Genomic DNA, 18,733 nt, shown 5'->3' with positions numbered 1-18,733 from the left:
TGGCACTTCTGACTTAGCTCTCGCTCTGTAAGGTGGGGGAGAGGCTTATCTGCCAGCGGCTTGCAAGATCTTGCGCTTCTTCAAGGGTAAACCGTGACTCGAGATGTCGAAGCAGATCTTCCTGACGCGGTTGACCGAAGGCCATGCGGTACAGCGCGAGATTTTTCTGCAGTCGCTCGTAGCGTGTTTCGTCGATACTGAGCGGTGGGTTGAGGATTCGACGGCGTACGCTGTCCCCACCTTCGGTTTCGTAGATCCAATAGGGGATCATATCGCCGGCGCCCGCCGGCCGGCAGGCAAGCGCATGAGCAAAAAGCGCTTTCCAAGGATCGGAAAACGGCTTCGTGGTGACGCCGTCGACATCACTAAGCGCTGATCGTGCAACGTTCTTACGCACCGCATAGCCCTTATATCGATGTACACGGCCTTCGCGTTGTTCCATGTCTACCGGATTGGAGGGCAGATTCCAGTGCACGATCGAGTGACACCATTGATGGAAGTCCAACCCCTCCTGACCGACCGATGTCGATGCGAGCACAAACGGCCGGAAGGGGGAGTTGAACGCGATACGGACAAGTTCCTTGCGATTCGTCTTCCCGGACTCTTCGTCGGTGGTTTCGCCGAAACGCATCGCATAGCGACAACGGATGTTGAGAGTCGGGTCCGCTTCGTCGAGTGTATCCGCCTGGATCCGTGTCATGCGTAGAGACAATGCGTCCCGAATTTCCGCCGCGATTCTAAGGACCCGCTTTTCGGCAGGTTGGTCGCGTCCGCCGAGTGATTCAGACAAAACGTGGACGTGCTCGTCGAGCATGGACTGTAGATTGCCGTCGAGGCAGTAGCGCAAAACGCGTTGCCAATAAGCCTCGCCCGCGTGCTCGTCCAGATGAAGTAAGGCGGTGTTGTCCGGCGCATTGAACAGCGACCGCAAACCTTCACCAACGATGGCCGCGGCATCGAGCAGCGCACGAGATGTCCACGACATCATCGGATCCAAACGATGAAGCGCGCGCAGTGCGCAGTTAGCCGGCGCGCCCAGTGCGAGGCGAGACAGCGTTTCGATATCGGCATTGTCAGAACCCACGCGGGTATGGCTATCTGATTCGGCTTCAGAGGCAAAGAACTGGGCATGTTCAACCAGCACTGCGCTATCGTCTTCCTCGGATTCGCTTGATGCCAGCATCCCGTCGCGACACCAGTTCAAGTAGTCGGTACCCGTATCTTGTCCCGCGAGATAGGCCACCAGCCGCCAATAAGGCGGGCTATCGGGCATAGGTGCTGAAGGCGGCGGAAGAGTCTCGATCAGCGGGCGAACATGTTCCGCAACGTGCGCCAGCACCTGATCCAGATCGGGCGTGGCGTGGTCGTTCTGGAGTGCAAGCTCAGCGGGATCGATCAGTGATACGAGCGTTGGCGATGGACAGAATAGCGAGAAGACGTTCATCGAGGCCGGGCGTGTCTCACGTCGCGCGTAATTCAATCGCCGCGGCACCGTTCCTAACTCTGAGTATTCGCTTATTCGGTCATACCCCGCGAAGACCTGTGCGTGCGCGGCGTAAGACATCATGGCCGCGATGGCGTCTGGGACCACGTTCCAGCTTGAGAAGATCAGCTCCTTGGAAACCGAGGGCACATCGCTGTATGGGCCGGCGGGTCGCCAATAGGCAAGCGAAGGTGGTAGCCAGAGTAGGCGCCACAGGCCGTTGTCATCCATCTCCTCGATCAACGCTCGAAGCTTGGGGTTACCAGGGTCGATCGACTCAAACCGCTGGATTTTTGCGATAGAGAGAAGGTGGTCGCGATGGAGGTCGACGAGCGTCTGCGTCTCTGTGCTGGCACGAGCGGCGTCGAAGCGTTCTTTGAACTGGTAACCCTTCATGAAATTCAGCAGGTAGGGGCTGGATTTCCAGTATTCGACAAGATCGCGGTGGCCAAACGTTTCGCCAATACGCGTCAATGCCTGCAGCTGACCAAGGTCCTGAGACGTCAATCTGGCGGGCTTGCGCCACTCCGACACCATCGCATCGGCGCGTTGGGTGCGTGCGACGCGTTCGTTGCGGCACATCAGTTTGAGCAAGTTGTCTTGTAGACGGTCTCGCGCAGCATGGAAGCCAGCGTCATTGCTAATCGAGACCATGCCGTCGCGCATCCGGGCGAGGTCCTGCTCTATGGCAGTTAGGCGGTGTTGTTGTCCATTGGCCAGGAAACCGAGCGTCGCGCGAAAATCGGCATAGTGGTCTTCGTCATCTTCGTCGCGCGTATACATCTTGTACGGCGTAGCTGACAGTAAGACGACGCGAGGCGCAGGATCGCCAACTTTCGCATCGTGCCGATAGGAGAAGAGATCCGTTGCCAGTTCGGCAGCCGGATTTTTCGGATCCATGAGCTCTCGGAAGCGCTGGAACTCGTCAAGAATAATCAGGTCAGGCTGAAGCGCATTGAGACATCGCTTGGCGAGTGTCTTTCGCAGCCTGGCCAGCAAGGCTAGCCGGCGCTCGTTGATGTCGGACGGGATCGCTCGGCGTCGGTCGTAGTACCTAGCCGTCAACGCGAGGATTTCTCGGGCTAAATCGGGCTGAGACCACACAGCGTCACGAAAGTCGCGGGCGATGGTCGGATCGAATGTCTGCCAGTCTGCTGTGTAGGCGACCCAAGTGTCGTGCGACCGTACCGGCGATTGCAGCAAGTTCTGTAGCCCGCGACAGAAGCGTTCGCGTCGGCGGTAAGTCAACATCTGATACAGCAATCGCCGCTCGGCCTTGTGGCCTGTTCGGTTCCCCATGTCGAATGTGGTTCCGGGCGTAAAGCTGACGAAGTTCAGTGACTGTTTTTCGAGTTCGTGTACTTCGAGCGGTAAGAGCGTTAGGCGCGTGGCCTTCGCGAAAGCTTGCTCGCCCGAGACGTTCAACCTCGCCACGTTCTGGGTCGCGATATCCGCGTTCGAGCAAACGTAGATTACGTCCAACCGCCGCACCGTATGCTGCAGCGTCTCGACCACCTTCGCGATCAGTCCCTTCGCAATCATCGTCTTGCCAAGCCCGACTTCATCAGCGATCAGAAACCGCCGAGTCGCATCTGTATCGACATAGAGTCTCTGATAAGCGTGTTCGACCGCCCCGCGTTGGAAGTCCTTCAGCTGGGCCAGTATCGGCGCCGCAGAAAACATTTCATCCTTTCGCATCGTTCGATTCCAGTGCCAGTGTTTGTTCAAACACAGTCCAAAGATCGCGAAAGCCGTCCGGAACGACCGGATCACCGTCTTGGTCAGATGTGTCCTCGAGTTGCCGCATAACGCGTGCGACGGCGCGCAAGCTAGCCGGGTCGCGAGCGTAGGCACGTGCTAACTGCTCGAACAGCGGAAACACGGCTTCGCTAGATGCGCTCCCACCAACTGGCGTGCTTGCCGAGCCCAATCTGGCCGCGAGTGCTTTTGAGCTGACATCGCCACCCATTTCGCCCAAAAGCATGGCCAGGTAGCGTAGAAAGGCTGAGCGATTACGCACGACGTGACGCATGGTGGCCTGATCGCGTCTCGAGGCCGACGGCATGTTCGTCACCGGGATCTCCAGACCGAACCGCCGATACTGGCCGCGATATGACAGCTCAAAACCGAGTAGCGAGGTCAATTCTATGGTCTGGAACGGCCCAAGCCGGACTTTGATTGGCAGCTCGCCAGGTACGCGCGCGCCCCGACTGCTCTCGGTAGTTAATGGCCACACGTCGATGATGATATCGGCGAGTTCATTGGATAGTGGCTCGCCGGTGCTTAGAGTGAGATGCCACTGATCGACGCTACCCTCGCATCGCAGACGCCAGTCGATGCTTGTCGCGGCTCGATGCGCTGTCTCAAGACAATGTTCGATGTGGGCTTGCTCGGCATCCGTTTCGGCAGCGACGTGCTCGTAGAGTTGGCAGATGTCGCGCAAGCCGCCATCGCCGAATATTGCCGTGATGCCGCCGACGTCGCGCCGGGGGCCGGACAGCTCGACCATGAATTCCGTATTGCGAATGCGGGAATGAAGGCCGAAGATCGGATGTGTTGCATTCGCTGAGCCAGCGAACAAGTGCGTTCGCGTGCCTCGCTCCTGAACTAAGCACTTGGCGTGCAGCCCGGCGCCCGCCAGCGTATCGGTATCTGCTGTTTCATCGGGCTCGGTGGCCGATTCTGAGAGCACCAGAAGCTCTTCTGCATGCATACGATCCGATTCGCTCAAGGCACCCAACTCTTCAGGCCGCGACACAAGCCAGGAAAATTGCTGTGTGTTCTGTGCCATACGCGCCAGCGCAGTGTCCGCCAAAAATGGCGAGATGACAGCCAGGCGATCGCAGGTCCCCGGTTCCCAATGGTCATCTGTGTCGCCGATCAAGTGAAAGGCCACGGAATCGAAGCCAGCCGGTAAATCCCAGTGGCAGTTGTCCAGATCGGCTAGTAGATCGTGGAAAAGCGATGCACGTGCCTTTGCGATCTCTTTGGAAGAAGCCGATCGAGCGAGGTGGAACAGCCGTCTTATCGGATCGTTGTTTTCGGCCTCGCTTTTTGGGCTTGGCACGCCGTCGAGTTGCAGGGCGAGATCCCAGGCGTTGTCGAAAGTGAGGTTCCGCGAGAGCACCAGCAGCCGAAGGATACGAGTATCGTTATCCTCGCTCCGGAAGCGCAGCAGAATAACTTTCGGATGGAAAGCCCCGCCCAGCGGCGCAATGCATGGGTGCAGCATGGGTTCCAACAGGCCGAACAATCGATTCGGGGCAGATGGCACTGCGAGTCGGCCGTGTTCATGAAAGACCGTGAAGCGATCCGCTACTCGTCTGAGCGATTCAAGCAAGCGGATCGGGTCCATGCTCTCGTCGGATTGCCCCGCATCTGCCAGCCACGCCAAGTGCAAGGGCAGTGTTAGAAGGGCGGCTGGGTCGAGCGAATACGTCGTTGCCGCCCCGGTATCGAAAACCATGCCCGACGGGGGCGTTAGGCCGTCGGTCAAAAGGCTGCGTGTGTTCGGATCAAGCATCATGACTCGCTGTCCAGGCCTTGCCGGAGGTCCCAAAGATATTGGCGGACTGTTGTCCAGCGATACTCGAGAGCGCTACCGCCGGAGCTGCCCGACCAGCGAGCTAGAGCAGACGGGTTGGTGAACCGGGACAGGCTCTTCTTGAGCGCGATCTCTCGGTTTCGTACGAGCGCCGCAGCATCTGTGTCTTGGGCGATGTCGTTCCGGTGCTTGCAGGCTGTATCACGCCACTGCTTTACAAAGGTCTGAGCGCCTCCATGGATTCGATAACCAGTAAACGAGATCTGCTCGAAAAATTGGTCTAGATCCCAATCGGCCAGTTCGGCCCAGTTCGTGCCCTCTTGCCACCGTGCCAGCGCCTCGCCATGTGCTTTAATCCAGTATTCGCTGCTTTGCAGGCGCGCGAGCAACAGGTTGTAGAGTAGGCTGGCACCGTGCATCAAGCGTGAAAATAACCGCGCTTGGCGCACGTTGTCGGCGATCTCAGGCGGTAGGTCGGCGGCACGCGTGTATTCCCACGGGAAAGCCGAGTCGTCGGGTATCGCGAGGCCTATCAACCACGCCAGATACGAGCCGCGGTGTGTCTGCAACACCTGGTCGCGGAGAAACTCGGCCTCTTGCCGCGTTAGCCTCAGAGATTCCTGGCTGGGGAAGCGGGGAGAAGGGTTCGGCAGTTTGGGGTGCCATGTGGTGGTGCTTAGGCCATCCAGCTCCCCATTGTCTTTCCGGCCGACCGCACGGCGGGCCGCATAAATCGGGTCTATCGATTGGTGGTAGTCGTTCTGCGAGCCTGCGAACTGCCGGATACCCCAGCGTCCAAGCCCCGCCCAATAGACCGAACTCGGTAGCCGTTGCAGACTGGCTCGCGACGCCGCGCCGATGATGCTGTGGTGAGATCCTTCCTCCGAGCTACCGTTGGCGATGAGGGCGCCGATGAGCTCGATCTCCAGTTGCCGGGCCCGCTCGGGAAATCGAGCGCCCGGCACGCGTTCCACTTCGAGCTGTTGGTAGACCCAAGGCACCAGCAACATATACCGCAGCCGTGTCTGGATCGTAGACGTGCCCGGAAATAGCCGATCAGCCAGCGCGTCGCGGATATTGCCGATGCCTAGCTCATCGCGCGTTCCGGGCTCATTGAAGAACGCAAGTAGCGCCTGACTACGCTCGCGCGCGGCATGATCGAAATCGAGCCAGCTGAGTGATGATGCCATGGCGTTTTGTCCCCCGTAACGCTCTTATTTTTATATATTCCGGCCAAGCGGTCAGTCGGTCGGTTTGACCTCGTAACGCTCACTGAGTGCTTTCAGCGTCACTGTGGCGGTGATGGCATCGTGAGGAATCAAAAGGTAACGCCAAGGTTTGCCCACATTGTCGGAGGCTGTTTCGGCCTCGTGTCGGCTGGCGTGTTCACACCATTCGACGGCGGCCCGCGCTTTGGCTTGCACGATGTCGGTCTGTATCTGATCGGCACGTTTTGGCTCGCAGAGATACTTCACGAAATCGGTCTCCACGACAAAGTCAGGCTCGTACGGCGGCGCTTCGTGGCTGAAGCGAATCTGGAACGTGTTGTCTGCTGGTTTCAACCATTTCAGCTCTTCGCGCTCTTTCTCGAGCAGCACAGCAAATTGCCGCTCTGTGTCGGAGTCGAATCTCTGGACCGGATAAAGACACCGCTTGAATCCGCCGAATAGATATTGGCGGATACGACTTAGATCACGAGGCTGCTGGCGGTAGTCGCGAACGTTTTCATTCTCGGGCACGCCATAGGTGGCAGTCGTCAGGGTCGTAAAACCGCTACTGACAAGCGCTTCGTATTCAGTTACAGCCTCGTGGTAATGCGGCTGCATCTGGGTGTGTACCAGCCCCGCCAGATTTTTCTGGTGATACTGAAGCACGTTCAGCACGGCATCTTCGTCCGGCAGATAACTGCGCAGGTGCGCCACAACCTGCCCGGCGAGCTTATAGAGCAGGGCTGCATGATGGTCGTAGGAGATGTCGTCGAAATCCAAGAGGGCGCGGACGATATAATTTTCCGGGTGCGGCTCGACGGTCTTGCTATCGCCCTCGCTCAGATAATGTCGGGTCCGGTTACGAAGATGCTCGATGAGGATATCGACCGACACCGGCTGCATGCTGATATTTCGGCAGTCGAGGTCAAAATCCGTGAACTCATAGTGCACTTCGCCCTTGGGAAGCACGATAACGCGCGGGATATCGATCGAGTGATGCACCACGTATTCGAGTGTGGTCTTCACCACCTGCTCGATATCCGGTTCTTTGTCGGCGTCGTCCGTATCTACGCCCTCCAGGGGACGCTGATACGGCGGAAGACTGCTGCGCACATCGTCGGCAATCTTTTGCCGTACTTCGCTGCCGAGCAATAGGCCAGATCCGGACAAAGTCTCGTACCGTTTCACGGCAGCGAGGGTAGCTCGCCCAATATCTCGTTCTCGAGCCGTCAGAAAAACAGGCGTACTTTCCGGCGAAGAGGATCCCGCAGCGACAGGGGGCGCATCTGAGTCGGCAGCCTCGCCAAACAAAGCGGCTGTGAATACGGGTGCCACAGTGACGGTCTTTCTGGGCTCCTCCGCCACGTCTTTGCCAATCACTACGCCTTTCCGGATGATCGAATCGGGCTTGTTCGCCTCGTCGATAATCGCCTGAAACTGATCATGGGCGATGATCGTCAGCCGGTCGACGGCGGCTACACCGGTGCGTTGGCCGTAGGGCAAGCGCAGGCCGCGGCCAATCGTCTGCTCGGTGAGAATCTGCGACTTGGCGGCGCGCAGAGGCACGATCGTGAACAGATTGTTGACGTCCCAGCCTTCCTTGAGCTTGTTGACGTGGACCACGATCTCGGTGGGTTCGGCTGCGCTTTGGACCTTCAGCAGGCGCTCGATCGTTTCTTCCTTTTCCTCGCCGCGCTGATTGGAGTGCACCTGGATCACCTTGTCGCGGTAGGCGCCGCCAAAGAAATCATCAGCCTGGATTTGGCGAACGAGGTCGTCGGCGTGGGTGGTGTCGGTAGCAACGACCAGCATGAAGGGTTTGACGACAGGCTTGCCGTTCTGGCGAGCGTAGACCTCCAGCTCGACTTTAACGTCTTCGTGTACGCGTACGCCGTCCTCAAGCTTCAGGCGCTCGAGTTGCACGTCCGTATATTGGCTTTTGTCGAAATTCTCTCGCGTGGCGACCGCCGGTTCCTTGACGTAGCCATCGTCCATGGCCGCAGACAAGGGATAGCGATAGACCACGTTGCGGAATTCCTGTCCGCCGCCGGATTCGACGCGCGGCGTGGCAGTCAACTCCAACCCGAGCACCGGTTTGAGTTCGTTGATCGCGGCGACGCCAGCGCTGGCCCGGTAACGATGGGACTCGTCCATCATCAGCACCAGATCATCGAGATCCGACAAGTACTCGAAATAGCTCTGGCCGATGTACTCGCTCAGCCGCTTGATACGCGGTGAGCGCCCGCCACGCACCTCGGTGTTGATCTTGCTGACGTTGAAGATGTTGATATGAATGGCCTGATCGCGGCCGAACATATCGCTTGTGACCTCACGATCCCGGCGTACGCCTCGGCCGGATTCGTAGTTGTCGCCGGTGATGATCTCGGGCGGGTTCTGTGCAAACTCGGCAATGCCCTGAAAAACGTATTTGTCGTGGCCAGGCGCGAAATCGGAGATCAGTTTCTCGTATATCGTCAGGTTCGGCGCAAGGATGAAGAAATGCCGGATGCCGTGGGCGCGATGAAGATACGCTGCAAACGCTGCCATCAGGCGTGTCTTGCCGACGCCAGTGGCGATCGCGAAACACAACGACGGGAAATCCCGCTCGAAGTCTTCCAGTTCCGGAAATTCCGCCGATAGGGTTTCCAGCGCTGCGGCAACGTCCTGGCTCTTGTCCAGACGAATCAGGTCCGAGACGCGATCAAGCAGATGTAGTGACTCGCGCAGGGGCTCTCGCAGGCTCAACCGGTTGGCTACGGCGTTCGCGTGGCGTTGCGATTCGCGGCTCATGCGTCGTCTCCGACGAACAAATCATCCACCGAGCCGGCGTCAGGCGCCGCGTCGGGGAGATTGGCGACTTCCAGCGAATAATCGTCGCGGCCAAATTCGCATTGCCCTAGCACCGCATGCGGAATCTTCTTCAGCGTGATGCGTTCAAACGCATCCGGGTCGGCGCGAAATGCACTGCAGCAGATCAGCAGGCTTTGATCCGCATCGAGTTCCTGGTGAATAGCAGACAATTGCTCGTGCGTCAGCGTCTGCGTGGTGACGTAGATAAAATCTTTTTCCGTAGCATGGCCCTGATTCCACCAAGTTTCGGGATCGGGCGCGTAGGTAAAGCCTTCGTGCTTGCACATGGCCTGAGCTAGCATCGCGGCATCGTAATCCGGGCTGATGACCCAGTTATCCCACTTGTCTTTCGTAAGCAGGGATGGCGCTAGTCGGTAGTAGCGGAATCCGCCGCCGCCTTGCCATTTGATGGACTGGGTAATACCCCCAGCGTCTGTGCCGTCGATTACCTGCTTTAGCCTTGGAAGAATATAGGTTTGGCAGTGCTCACCTAGCTCAACCATGATCCACCTGCGCCCCATTTTGTGAGCTACTGCCCCAGTAGTGCCCGATCCGGCGAAGGAGTCGAGGATGATTTCGCCAGGATTCGTCGCTATATTGATGATTCGTTCAATTAAACGCTCCGGCTTTGGGGTGTCGAATAAATTCCCCTCGTCAAAAAGCGCTTGGGCCTCTCGCTTTCCCTCCTGCGAGTGTCCTACTTCGGTATGTGGCCACCATGTGCGCGGAACTAAGCCGCTTTGGACTTCGTTTAGGAATAGCTTTATCGCAGGAGTGTTATTGCCGTCTTTCCCGAAGAGGATTCTCCCGTCATCGAATAGTTTCTTAAATTCCGCTTCAACCATCCGCCAATGGCTACCTCGCGGTGGTTTGACGCTCCGGCCAGAGGGAGTCTTTATCTCGTACATCAAACCCTCGTGGCGTTCTCCGGGCGCAAAAATAGGGCCGGCACGCCAAGGGCCGCGAGGGTCCTTATCCGGGTTTTTATATTTCGAGCTGCTTTTTTCATCTCGAGGTAAAAGATTTCGCACTCTCTTCCAATCATTGCCGAGAGGCGCATATATCTGCACGTAATTATGCGCCGGAGATATAGCAGCAGCGTTGCTGCGACCGTAAAAATTCTCCCACACCGCTGAACCTAGGTAGGCAGCTCTTCCAAAGATTTCGTCACACAAGACCTTCAAATAGTGACCTTCGTTGTCGTCGATAGTGATCCAGAGCGACCCATCATTTGAGAGAAGGTTTCGAATAATCTCCAGGCGGTCGCGCATCATTGATAGCCAAAGCGAGTGTTCTATCCCGTCGTCGTAGTGTTCGAAGGCACTGCCAGTGTTGTAGGGCGGATCGATAAACACGCACTTCACCTTACCCGCGAATTCCTGCTCCAATGCCTTTAGCGCCAAGAGATTATCCCCGAAGATCAGACGATTATCGAAAATATCCTGATCACTGACACGCTCATTCGCGTGGTAGGACTTCTCCGGATCTTCCAGCAAGATGCGCGGCTCCAATCGTGGTCGCTGATCCTTGCCGATCCAGGTCAGTTCGAGCTTGGTTTTGTTCTTGGGCATGAGCAGTCTTGTATTGGCTTGTCAGGCGGGCGTGGCGTTGCGGCGATTCATGATCTTGCAGAGGCTGACGTGGTAGCCAAAGCCTCGTAGACGTTGGTTTGCATTCTTGAGGGCGATGCGACTGAACAAGGGCAGCGTGAGTGGGGCGTCGTATTTGCTGGTGATGGCATAGACGATCTCGAATTCGTTGGGGTTCGGGCGTACGGTCGCATCCGCTAGCTGATGGCTTGCAGGTAGTTTGTCATTGACCTGCAACCGGAATTCGGCGTCGCTGGCAAATAGTTCGCTCGCTACAACGCCTTGGTTGAACAGATGGCTGAGGACCGATGAGCCGCCGTAGCGTTTTACGTGGACCAGTTTGCCGTCCCTATGCATAAGGTCGCAGAACTCGATGGCGCTCACCATTCCGGCGTGCTTGATATTGTTGGCGTCCATCAGGGCCCAGCTATCTGGGTCGCTGTCTCTGACTGCGACGTTGTATTGGTTTTCCGAGCTGTGATCGTAGTCTGGCAATACGACGTCCGACGTCGGAATGTTGGCCACCGCTGCATCGACGCTCGCAATATAATCGTCGTCGGCTCGGTACCAGTGGCCACCGCTGAGTATGTATTGATGGCCGTCGTAAGCGAGTTCGCAGTAAAGGCAGCGCCAGACCGGCCAGTGATCGCGTGGCTGGTCGGTGTCGGTGCTGAAAGCGACCACGTGCTTGGCCGTCAGGTATTGCTTGGTTAGGGTTTTGCCAGCCGAGACTTTAGCCAGAAACGTTTCGAGCTCGATGTCATCGTGCAGGGCATTCCGAACCGATTTGCTGTAGCGGAACCCGGAGATATTGGCCCACTCGATCAGTTCTGGAATAGCGAGCCATTTCTGATTGATGTCACCGGCGTTCAATTGTTCGAGCAGCTGCTCGTCGAGCGCCTCGATCTCCGATGGGGACTTGATCTGCCTGAGATGGTCGATCCAATCGAAGTTCTCTCGGTAGGTCTTCTGCCCGTAGAGATCGAGATATTCACCCAAGAGGACGGGCAGGTCTTCGAGCGTGGTTTTAAGTGATACCTTCAGCCCATCCGAGCCAGCTAGGGTGGTGGCCTCGTCGTCATAGCCGGTCTTGCCGACAAGAGCCCGAAGCATGTCGCTCTCGGGGTTGATGCCGAATTCGCCGATGCCGCTGTGTCTGCTTGCCTGTGTGCGGACTTGGCCGCCGATGGCGCCCAGATTGCGGGTGTCGGCGACGCGTATCCTGTCCGGGTCGATGCTGTTGGCAACCACGAGCAAACCGAAGTTCTCTTCCCAGCTGCTGGGATCGAGCATGGGTTTGCCATAGCCAAACGTGACGGCGAATAGGCGCTCGACAGCGGGAACGATCAGGACGGCCGCGTTGCTCCGGCCGTACACATGTGCTAGATCGATATGCGGTGTGAACAGCGATATCCAATTTGGCGGCTTGGGCGCCGTGCGCTTGATATAGAGGGTTGCCATGGAGCCGTTCGCCAGTTCGATTTCCTCCGGAGCGGGCAGGGCGGCCGTCTTCATCGCGTCCTCGGGCGACGCTATGTCGGTCTTGAGGAGATAGATCGAAAAGCTCAGTGTTCGCGGATCCTCGTCGGCCATTCCCCAAATCCCCTCATCCTCGCGCTACATTGAAAGTAGATGCGCCAATCGTTGTGTGGCGTCTTCGCGTTTACGGGCCACCATACGTTCCAGATTGAATTGCTTCCAGCGTACGGCTGGTAGCGCCTCGGCGTGAGCGTGACGGATGAGCTGCCAGTCGGGCGTTCCGCGTTTGAAGCCCAGCAGGAAGGATCGATCGTCCTCGGTAAGCTGGGCCCTTATGAGCTCGGGTAATGTGTGTTGTATTTCTTTCAGCTGGTCTAGCGTGACGGCTTGGGCGGTCATGCCGGCGAATTGGCGCCGATACAAGTCGTCGATCGGCTGCATATTCGGTGCGAGCAACTCGAATATCGGTTTGCCCTGGCTGATGAGATAAACGATGAAAGCATCTATCAGATCGCGTGTGAGGCCGTCTTCTTCGGTGAGCAGCAGGTGTACGTCGAACAGATCACGCGGATGTTGTCGCTGCAATGCGGCGCAGAGTTTTCCGGCGAATAGTTCGGCGTGCGCCACGCAGGCGACTTGCGGCGCCGTGTTGAACCGGTCGGCCAATCGGGTACTGAGGGTCCGGACTGCTGGGGGTAGCAGCTGCCCTCTGATCACGCCGTTGGGTTCTATCTTGATAGTGGCGTTCTGATAGGCAACGCGCGCGTTAGAGGTGGTTGGATGCAGCGAGTAGTGGCACCCGGGCAACGCACGCTCCAGCGATTGTCCGATCGCTGCCATATTCGAGCGAATGCCTGCGATTGCCTGGTCGCGTGGATGATCTGGTAAATAGTGAAGATCGATATCCACCGATAAGCGTGGTCCGTCGCGGTAGAAGAAATTGATCGCCGTGCCGCCCTTGAGCGCGAAACTGGGATGTTGGCTGACGAATGGAAGTACTGTCAGCAGAAGCCGCGTCTGACCTATATATGTCTCGCTAAAATCGGGCATGGCCCTCATGCTCTTCCCAGGCGGCGGGTACCGTGATCTTGTAACGTGGATGGAATCTGCCTGGCACCTTAAGGCTTCGTTTGCCGCTTCCAAGGTCTAGTTGTGTGATGTCCAACTGATTCAGCCAGCTGTGTTCGAGAATCTCTGCCAGGACGAGTAGCAGGCGCTTTGCCTTGATGGATCGACAGGCGGTCAGCAGTTTTTGCAGCAGGGCGGGGCGCAACGCCGGCAGGCCCTGAACGAGCTCCATCACCTCTTCAGGATCAGCGTTGGCTGGCGTCATGTCGCATAGTTCGATTGCTGCTCTCTCTGGCGAACTGATGTCGAGGTCGAATGCGGACCCCCGCCAGGATCCCAGGCCGATATCCACAACGTCGAATAGCGATGTCGCATTGCATTTGACGATGTTGGAACCGAAGGGCAGGCGCTCGAACCATGTAGGCAGTCGGTAGCCTCTGACGGTTGAGAGCTGAATGACCGGGTCGTTGCCCTGCGGGATGTAATGCGCCTGGCCCAGGAGTGCGAGCGCAGTTTGTCCGGCGGGCCAAACGCTATTGGGCGATTGTCTTTGCAACGCGTACACGGCGGCCTTCCAATCGACGGGCTGGCCCGCGCGAATCCAGGCGCCACGGCCCAGGGGCACGAGCCATCCGCTTTTCTTGTAGCCCCAGAGCATCTGCGGTGTGATGCCGTGCTCGGTGAGCCAGTCGCTCGTCATCGGCACGCCATAAGGGGCGGCGAGTAAGAGACGGTTGATCGCCGATGTCGGCTTCATTTCGGGTGGATTTTGCGATGCAGCCATGAGTCCTGCATCAGTTTTCTGCACGGGAGTTAGATACTACTATTCTGTATCTAAATAGACAAATAAAAACTGAGTTGCTGTCGCATACCAGTGTTTAATGCGAGCAAATAAACTACATAAAACATGTATTGATAAAGATTTTAGTAAACGGGCGCCTGCAAGGCAGCGGCTTACTGAGTCTGGATGTGCCAGCGTAGGCGATAGATGGATTCACGCTCTGTCTGCTGTTTCAGTCGCGACTGCACGTCGTCGATCAGGCGTTCCTTGTCTTCGTCGATCTGGTCCTGAGCGGCATAGAGATCGCGCCGCTGTTGGTTCCGGCGTTTTTCCAGGCCGTTGATCTTCTGATGGAGCTCAATCTTTCCTTCCAGATCTGCGATCGAGCGCGCTTGTTGTTTGGTCGCCCGGATGTCTCGATCAAGCTCTTTGAGGCTTTGCTCCAGTCCATTCTTGAGATCGGCCGCGCGATTATCGAGCTTCTCGATCGCATCCAGGAAATACTGCTGGTTTCTCTCGCTGACTGCGCTCAGGACGGAGTCGGCGCAGCGGTCTACGGCCGCCTGCAATTGTTCTGGCGCGGGACCGGTTGAGCCCGTATTGATTTCGCCAGCGACACGTAGCAGGTCAGCGGTCGTTTCTTCATCCAGAGCCTGTCCGTGGTCGTCTACAGCGGCCAGTAGAAGGTGCCGCTCGTGGCCGCCGGCACTATCGATATCGAGGCGCTCAAGCTGTAGCCAACCGCATTGGGCTGTCAGAGCTTCTATTCGTGAACGGCGGGCGCCGCCCGCGGCCCGATGGCTAGAATAATCGATGACCAGACTGGCATCTGGTGTTTCAAGCGCCTTTCCGCGATCGATAACCCACTGGGCCAGTGGATGCTGTAGCCGGTACTTGTGCCCGCTTTCCGGGAAGCGGGTCATCCGATAGGTGCCCAGTAGGGTTTGCGTGTTTGATGTAGCGAGCCCCGGCGGACAGTTTTCCAGCCGGAAGCTATTCTGCGAATCATCAAAACGGGCATGGTCTGCGAGAACGCCCCGTGTAAGCTGCCAGAGATTCTGTTCCAGCTTCCCTAGGTAGTGCTTGCTCTCGGCCAAGTTGATGCGCAGGCGATCGTGGACGTCTGCGTCGAAATGTTCAAGCAGTTGCTGGCGGGTCTGCTGCATGGCAGCGTCAATATGCGTTTCGAGTTCCAGCTGCAGCTGATCGAACTGCTGCTTGATCTCGCCAGCATTGCGAGCGTTCTGGTAAATATCGACAATGCGATGCTGAAAATCGACGCCTGATTCCACGGCGCCGAGGATCTCGTCGCTGGCACCAAATACGCCAGAAAAAAGCTGAAACTTTTCAGCTAACAGCTGGAATACGCGTTGGTCAGCTGCGTTATTCCGGTTCAGGAAATTGATGACAATTACGTCATGTTTTTGTCCGTAGCGATGGCAGCGTCCAATGCGCTGCTCTATGCGCTGTGGGTTCCATGGCAAATCGTAATTGACGATGAGCGAACAGAACTGAAGGTTTATGCCTTCTGCGGCGGCCTCGGTCGCGATCATGATCCGGGCTTTGTACCGGAATGCATCGACAAGCGCAGCACGGGTGTCGGCAGTGCGAGATCCGCTGATACGGTCAGACCCTTGATGCACCTGCTGCCATTCACGATAGATTTCGCGCGTGCCTGGGTCAGTGTTACTGCCGTTGAACAAAACGATGTCGTCGTAACCGTGGTCGTTCAGCAGCCGGTGAAGGTAATTCTGGGTACGGCGCGACTCGGTGAATATGAGGACCTTGTCTTCAGCGCCCAGTTCTTTTGTCTTCGCAAATCCGACTTGGAGAACCTCCACCAACGCCTGGCCCTTCGCATTCTCCGTAATGCCTATCGCTCGATCTCTTAGGTCGGTCAACTCGAGGATCTCCGCCTCTAGCGCTTCTCGATCCGTGGCGCTGAGTAACGTTGAGCTCTCTTCCCATTCTTCAGCGGTCTCTGTCAGGTCCTCGTAATCCTCGCCCAGCTCGGTGTCCAGATTGACTTGCTTCGCATGGGTGTCGTCTTTTAGCCGAAGATGCAGTCGGCGCAGAAGGGAGTCCAGCGCACCAGCGATTGCGAATGTCGAGGATGCCAGCAACTTCCGAAGGACAAGCGTCATCAGACTGCGTTGGCCCGAGGGTAGCCCGTGCAGTTTTTCCCGTTGCAGGTATGCCGACACCAACTCGTAGAGCTGTTGCTCGTCGTTGCCGGGGATAAAATCCTGGGTTATAGGAATTCTCTGCGTATAGCTGATGTATTCCGTGACCTGGCGACGCAGCGTGCGATGACAGTAAGGCTGTAGACGCCGTCGCAGCTGATCGAAACTGCCGGAGTCGGTAAGCCGGCTGTATTGCAGGCGGAAGCTACGTTCGTCGCCGAACGCATATTCATCGATGAAGCTGACCAAGCCATATAGCTCCATAAGACTGTTCTGGAGCGGTGTAGCGGTAAGAAGGAGTTTCTTTCGCCCGCGAAGGGCGCCGCGTAATGCACGGCCGATCTTGTTGTCTGTTTTGTAGACGTTGCGAACGCGGTGAGCCTCGTCGATCACGACAAGATCCCAGAGAATTTCTCCGAGGGCCTCTGCTCGAGCCGCAGCGAATTGATAGGAGCAGATGACAATCTCGGGCTGCTCGAACGGATTTCTCTGTTCGCCTCGAATTGCCGTGTTCCAGCTTGGCCCGTCAAAAATCTGCGACGGCAGAAAGAACTTTTCCCGTAACTCTTGGCCCCACTGCTTGCGAAGGCTTGCAGGACATATCACTAAGATGCGGCGGGTGTTCTCGGACCAGCGTTGTAGTATCACGAGTCCCGCTTCAATCGTCTTTCCAAGCCCCACCTCGTCCGCGAGGATTACGCCGTCTTGTAACGGCGACTGAAAAGCGAAGAGCGCCGCATCGACCTGATGTGGATTTAGATCGACTTGCGCATCGTGGAGCGCTGTACCGAGACGATCGACACTTGATCCGCCGGGCCGCGATGCCAGCTGTTCGGCTAAATACCGGAGGTGGTGGCGAGAGTGCATTCGTCGGAGTTATTGCCGGGAAAAGTCTGGACGTTTTGTAGTAGGGCTTGTGTGCGGACAGAATGCCGGCTTTTGTATTGCTGCGGCTATGAATACTGGCATGGGCTGACTGAAGAGTGCTCGAGATCCGCGTTCGCACCTGTACAGCCGGATCACTTCTACGCCGAAACTAAATCCGAGCAGCCACCATGTAACGTTGTGCTCAGTGTAACTCTGCGTTGAGATTCAATTTCGACTTTTTTATCAACGCTCAGCGGTTTCTCTAGGGGCCTGCTGAAACCCCCTCCAACCTGTCTGATAATTCAAGCCGAGCGAATTCTTAAGTTGCGTTATTGATGGGAAGCCACAACGCCGAGCAACCTTCGCTGTTCTACAAATCGCAGACGATGAATCTCCTGCGTACCGATCCTTCGCTGCGCCGCGTTTGTTCGCCGGTCCGGAAAGTGCAGAGCGAAATGCTCTCTACCGAAGAGCATGCAAACATCGGTACCCAAAGCACTAGGAGATGTTTTGGTTCGACTTATATGTCGTTGAGCAAATCGACCGCCGCATTCCGCTCCAACCGCCCACGCTCGTAGTAATCCATCGCGATTCGCAAAGTGCGATGCCGAGACATTTCCATCGCATCTGTAAGGGAAATGCCCCGTCGACCGGCCTCGGTTAAAAAACCCACACGCAGACTGTGGGCGCCGATATTCGAGACATCGATTCTGGCGGCTTCGGCACGCAGTTTCACGATCCGATCGATTGCCCGCCCGCTTAGTCGGGCGAGCTGGCGACCGTTACGGTGGATGCCCACGAAGAGGGAGCCTTCGTTGTCGTGCCTGGCATTCATCCATAAGCGAAGTGCGTCGGCTGCTCGCCCGCGGAGGGGCAGTTCGGTGCCGGCCACCTGGGTTTTCGTGCTCGTGAGCTTGAGCACATAGCCGTCCGCCGTCCGCCGTCCGCCGTACGCTTTCGATATCTAACGCGCAGAGTTCGCTTCGGCGCAGACCGCCCGCCGCCCAGCCCACCAGCAGTATTGCTCGATCGCGTAGCCCGCGAGCGTCGTCACCGCAGGCGTCGACGACCAACTCGAGCAGGTCGCGGGTCAGTGCCCGCCGTTTGCGTGGCGCCGCCTCCTGGCGCTTGGCTGCGCGCAGACGATAATGCAGACGCGGGTCACGACAGGCGCTGGGTTCGTCGAGCGCCAGATGCACGACGCTTAGGGTCGACAGCATGCGGCGGATCGTGCCTACACGCAGCGCGCCCTTACGGCGTTTATCCCGGTCGAGCAGTTGCTGATGCACCTCGGGCGCCAAGGCGGTCAAGTGATTTTCGACGAATTGCGCGAGTATTGCGTAGTCGACCGGGTAATTTTCGCCGCCCAGGCCCGCGGCCTCGCACCAGGCCCAGAAGTAGGCAATATCGCGGCGACGGGCACGTTCGGTGTTGGCGCAGGCGTGGCCGAGCAAGGGACCGTTGAGCGCGGCTTCGCGCCGCTGGCGGGGTGTTGGGTTCACGTGATTCATACCAGTACCCCGTAGCGGCGGAGCAGGATGTCGAGCCGATTCAGAGTGACGCGCCGTGTGCTCGAACATCGCAACAGCCGCGGTGGCCAACGGCCATCGTGAATTCCGGCAATCGCCTGAACCAGAGAGTCGAGATCCGATAGGTCGATACGTCCGCACAGCGCTTGGCG

11 protein-coding genes are annotated in these 18,733 nt (G+C 57.5%); all 11 read right to left on the bottom strand.

Annotated elements, in window-relative coordinates:
- Positions 1-13: 13 nt before the first annotated feature.
- Positions 14-3,181 carry a helicase-related protein gene (locus SADO_RS06490; RefSeq protein WP_353110254.1) on the bottom strand — a complete coding sequence of 1,056 codons (3,168 nt, stop codon included), beginning with the start codon at positions 3,179-3,181 and terminating at the stop codon, positions 14-16.
- Positions 3,168-5,009 (bottom strand): phospholipase D family protein, encoded by a 1,842-nt coding sequence (locus SADO_RS06485; RefSeq protein ID WP_353110253.1) that lies wholly within the window; start codon positions 5,007-5,009, stop codon positions 3,168-3,170. Before SADO_RS06485 ends, SADO_RS06490 begins: the two co-directional genes overlap by 14 nt.
- Complete coding sequence (locus SADO_RS06480; RefSeq protein ID WP_353110252.1) at positions 5,006-6,217, bottom strand: DUF6361 family protein; 1,212 nt, start codon at positions 6,215-6,217, stop codon at positions 5,006-5,008. The genes SADO_RS06485 and SADO_RS06480 overlap by 4 nt, the downstream gene beginning before the upstream one ends.
- A gap of 51 nt (positions 6,218-6,268) precedes the next feature.
- Positions 6,269-9,025: a DEAD/DEAH box helicase gene (locus SADO_RS06475; RefSeq protein WP_353110250.1), complete on the bottom strand. Its 2,757-nt coding sequence runs from the start codon at positions 9,023-9,025 to the stop codon at positions 6,269-6,271.
- Positions 9,022-10,656 (bottom strand): site-specific DNA-methyltransferase, encoded by a 1,635-nt coding sequence (locus SADO_RS06470; RefSeq protein WP_353110248.1) that lies wholly within the window; start codon positions 10,654-10,656, stop codon positions 9,022-9,024. The genes SADO_RS06475 and SADO_RS06470 overlap by 4 nt, the downstream gene beginning before the upstream one ends.
- Positions 10,657-10,677: 21 nt before the next feature.
- On the bottom strand, positions 10,678-12,267 hold the full coding sequence (locus SADO_RS06465) for a TIGR04141 family sporadically distributed protein (RefSeq protein ID WP_353110246.1): 1,590 nt from the start codon (positions 12,265-12,267) through the stop codon (positions 10,678-10,680).
- Between the two features lie 24 nt (positions 12,268-12,291).
- A complete protein-coding gene (locus SADO_RS06460; RefSeq protein WP_353110245.1) occupies positions 12,292-13,203 on the bottom strand; it encodes a nucleotidyl transferase AbiEii/AbiGii toxin family protein in 912 nt (303 codons plus the stop codon).
- Positions 13,190-14,029 carry a type IV toxin-antitoxin system AbiEi family antitoxin domain-containing protein gene (locus tag SADO_RS06455; RefSeq protein WP_353110244.1) on the bottom strand — a complete coding sequence of 280 codons (840 nt, stop codon included), beginning with the start codon at positions 14,027-14,029 and terminating at the stop codon, positions 13,190-13,192. Before SADO_RS06455 ends, SADO_RS06460 begins: the two co-directional genes overlap by 14 nt.
- A gap of 146 nt (positions 14,030-14,175) precedes the next feature.
- Positions 14,176-17,052, bottom strand: coding sequence for an SNF2-related protein (locus SADO_RS06450; protein ID WP_353110242.1), 2,877 nt, complete (start codon positions 17,050-17,052; stop codon positions 14,176-14,178).
- A 520-nt stretch (positions 17,053-17,572) separates the two neighbouring features.
- Positions 17,573-17,944 carry a tyrosine-type recombinase/integrase gene (locus SADO_RS06445; RefSeq protein ID WP_353110958.1) on the bottom strand — a complete coding sequence of 124 codons (372 nt, stop codon included), beginning with the start codon at positions 17,942-17,944 and terminating at the stop codon, positions 17,573-17,575.
- Positions 17,835-18,563, bottom strand: a complete 729-nt coding sequence (locus tag SADO_RS06440) for a site-specific integrase (RefSeq protein ID WP_353110980.1) — start codon at positions 18,561-18,563, stop codon at positions 17,835-17,837. Before SADO_RS06440 ends, SADO_RS06445 begins: the two co-directional genes overlap by 110 nt.
- Positions 18,564-18,733 lie beyond the last annotated feature (170 nt).

It is taken from the genome of Salinisphaera dokdonensis CL-ES53, assembly GCF_040361215.1.
In the GTDB taxonomy this organism is placed as follows: domain Bacteria; phylum Pseudomonadota; class Gammaproteobacteria; order Nevskiales; family Salinisphaeraceae; genus Salinisphaera; species Salinisphaera dokdonensis.
This window is presented reverse-complemented; position numbering and strand designations above follow the sequence as displayed.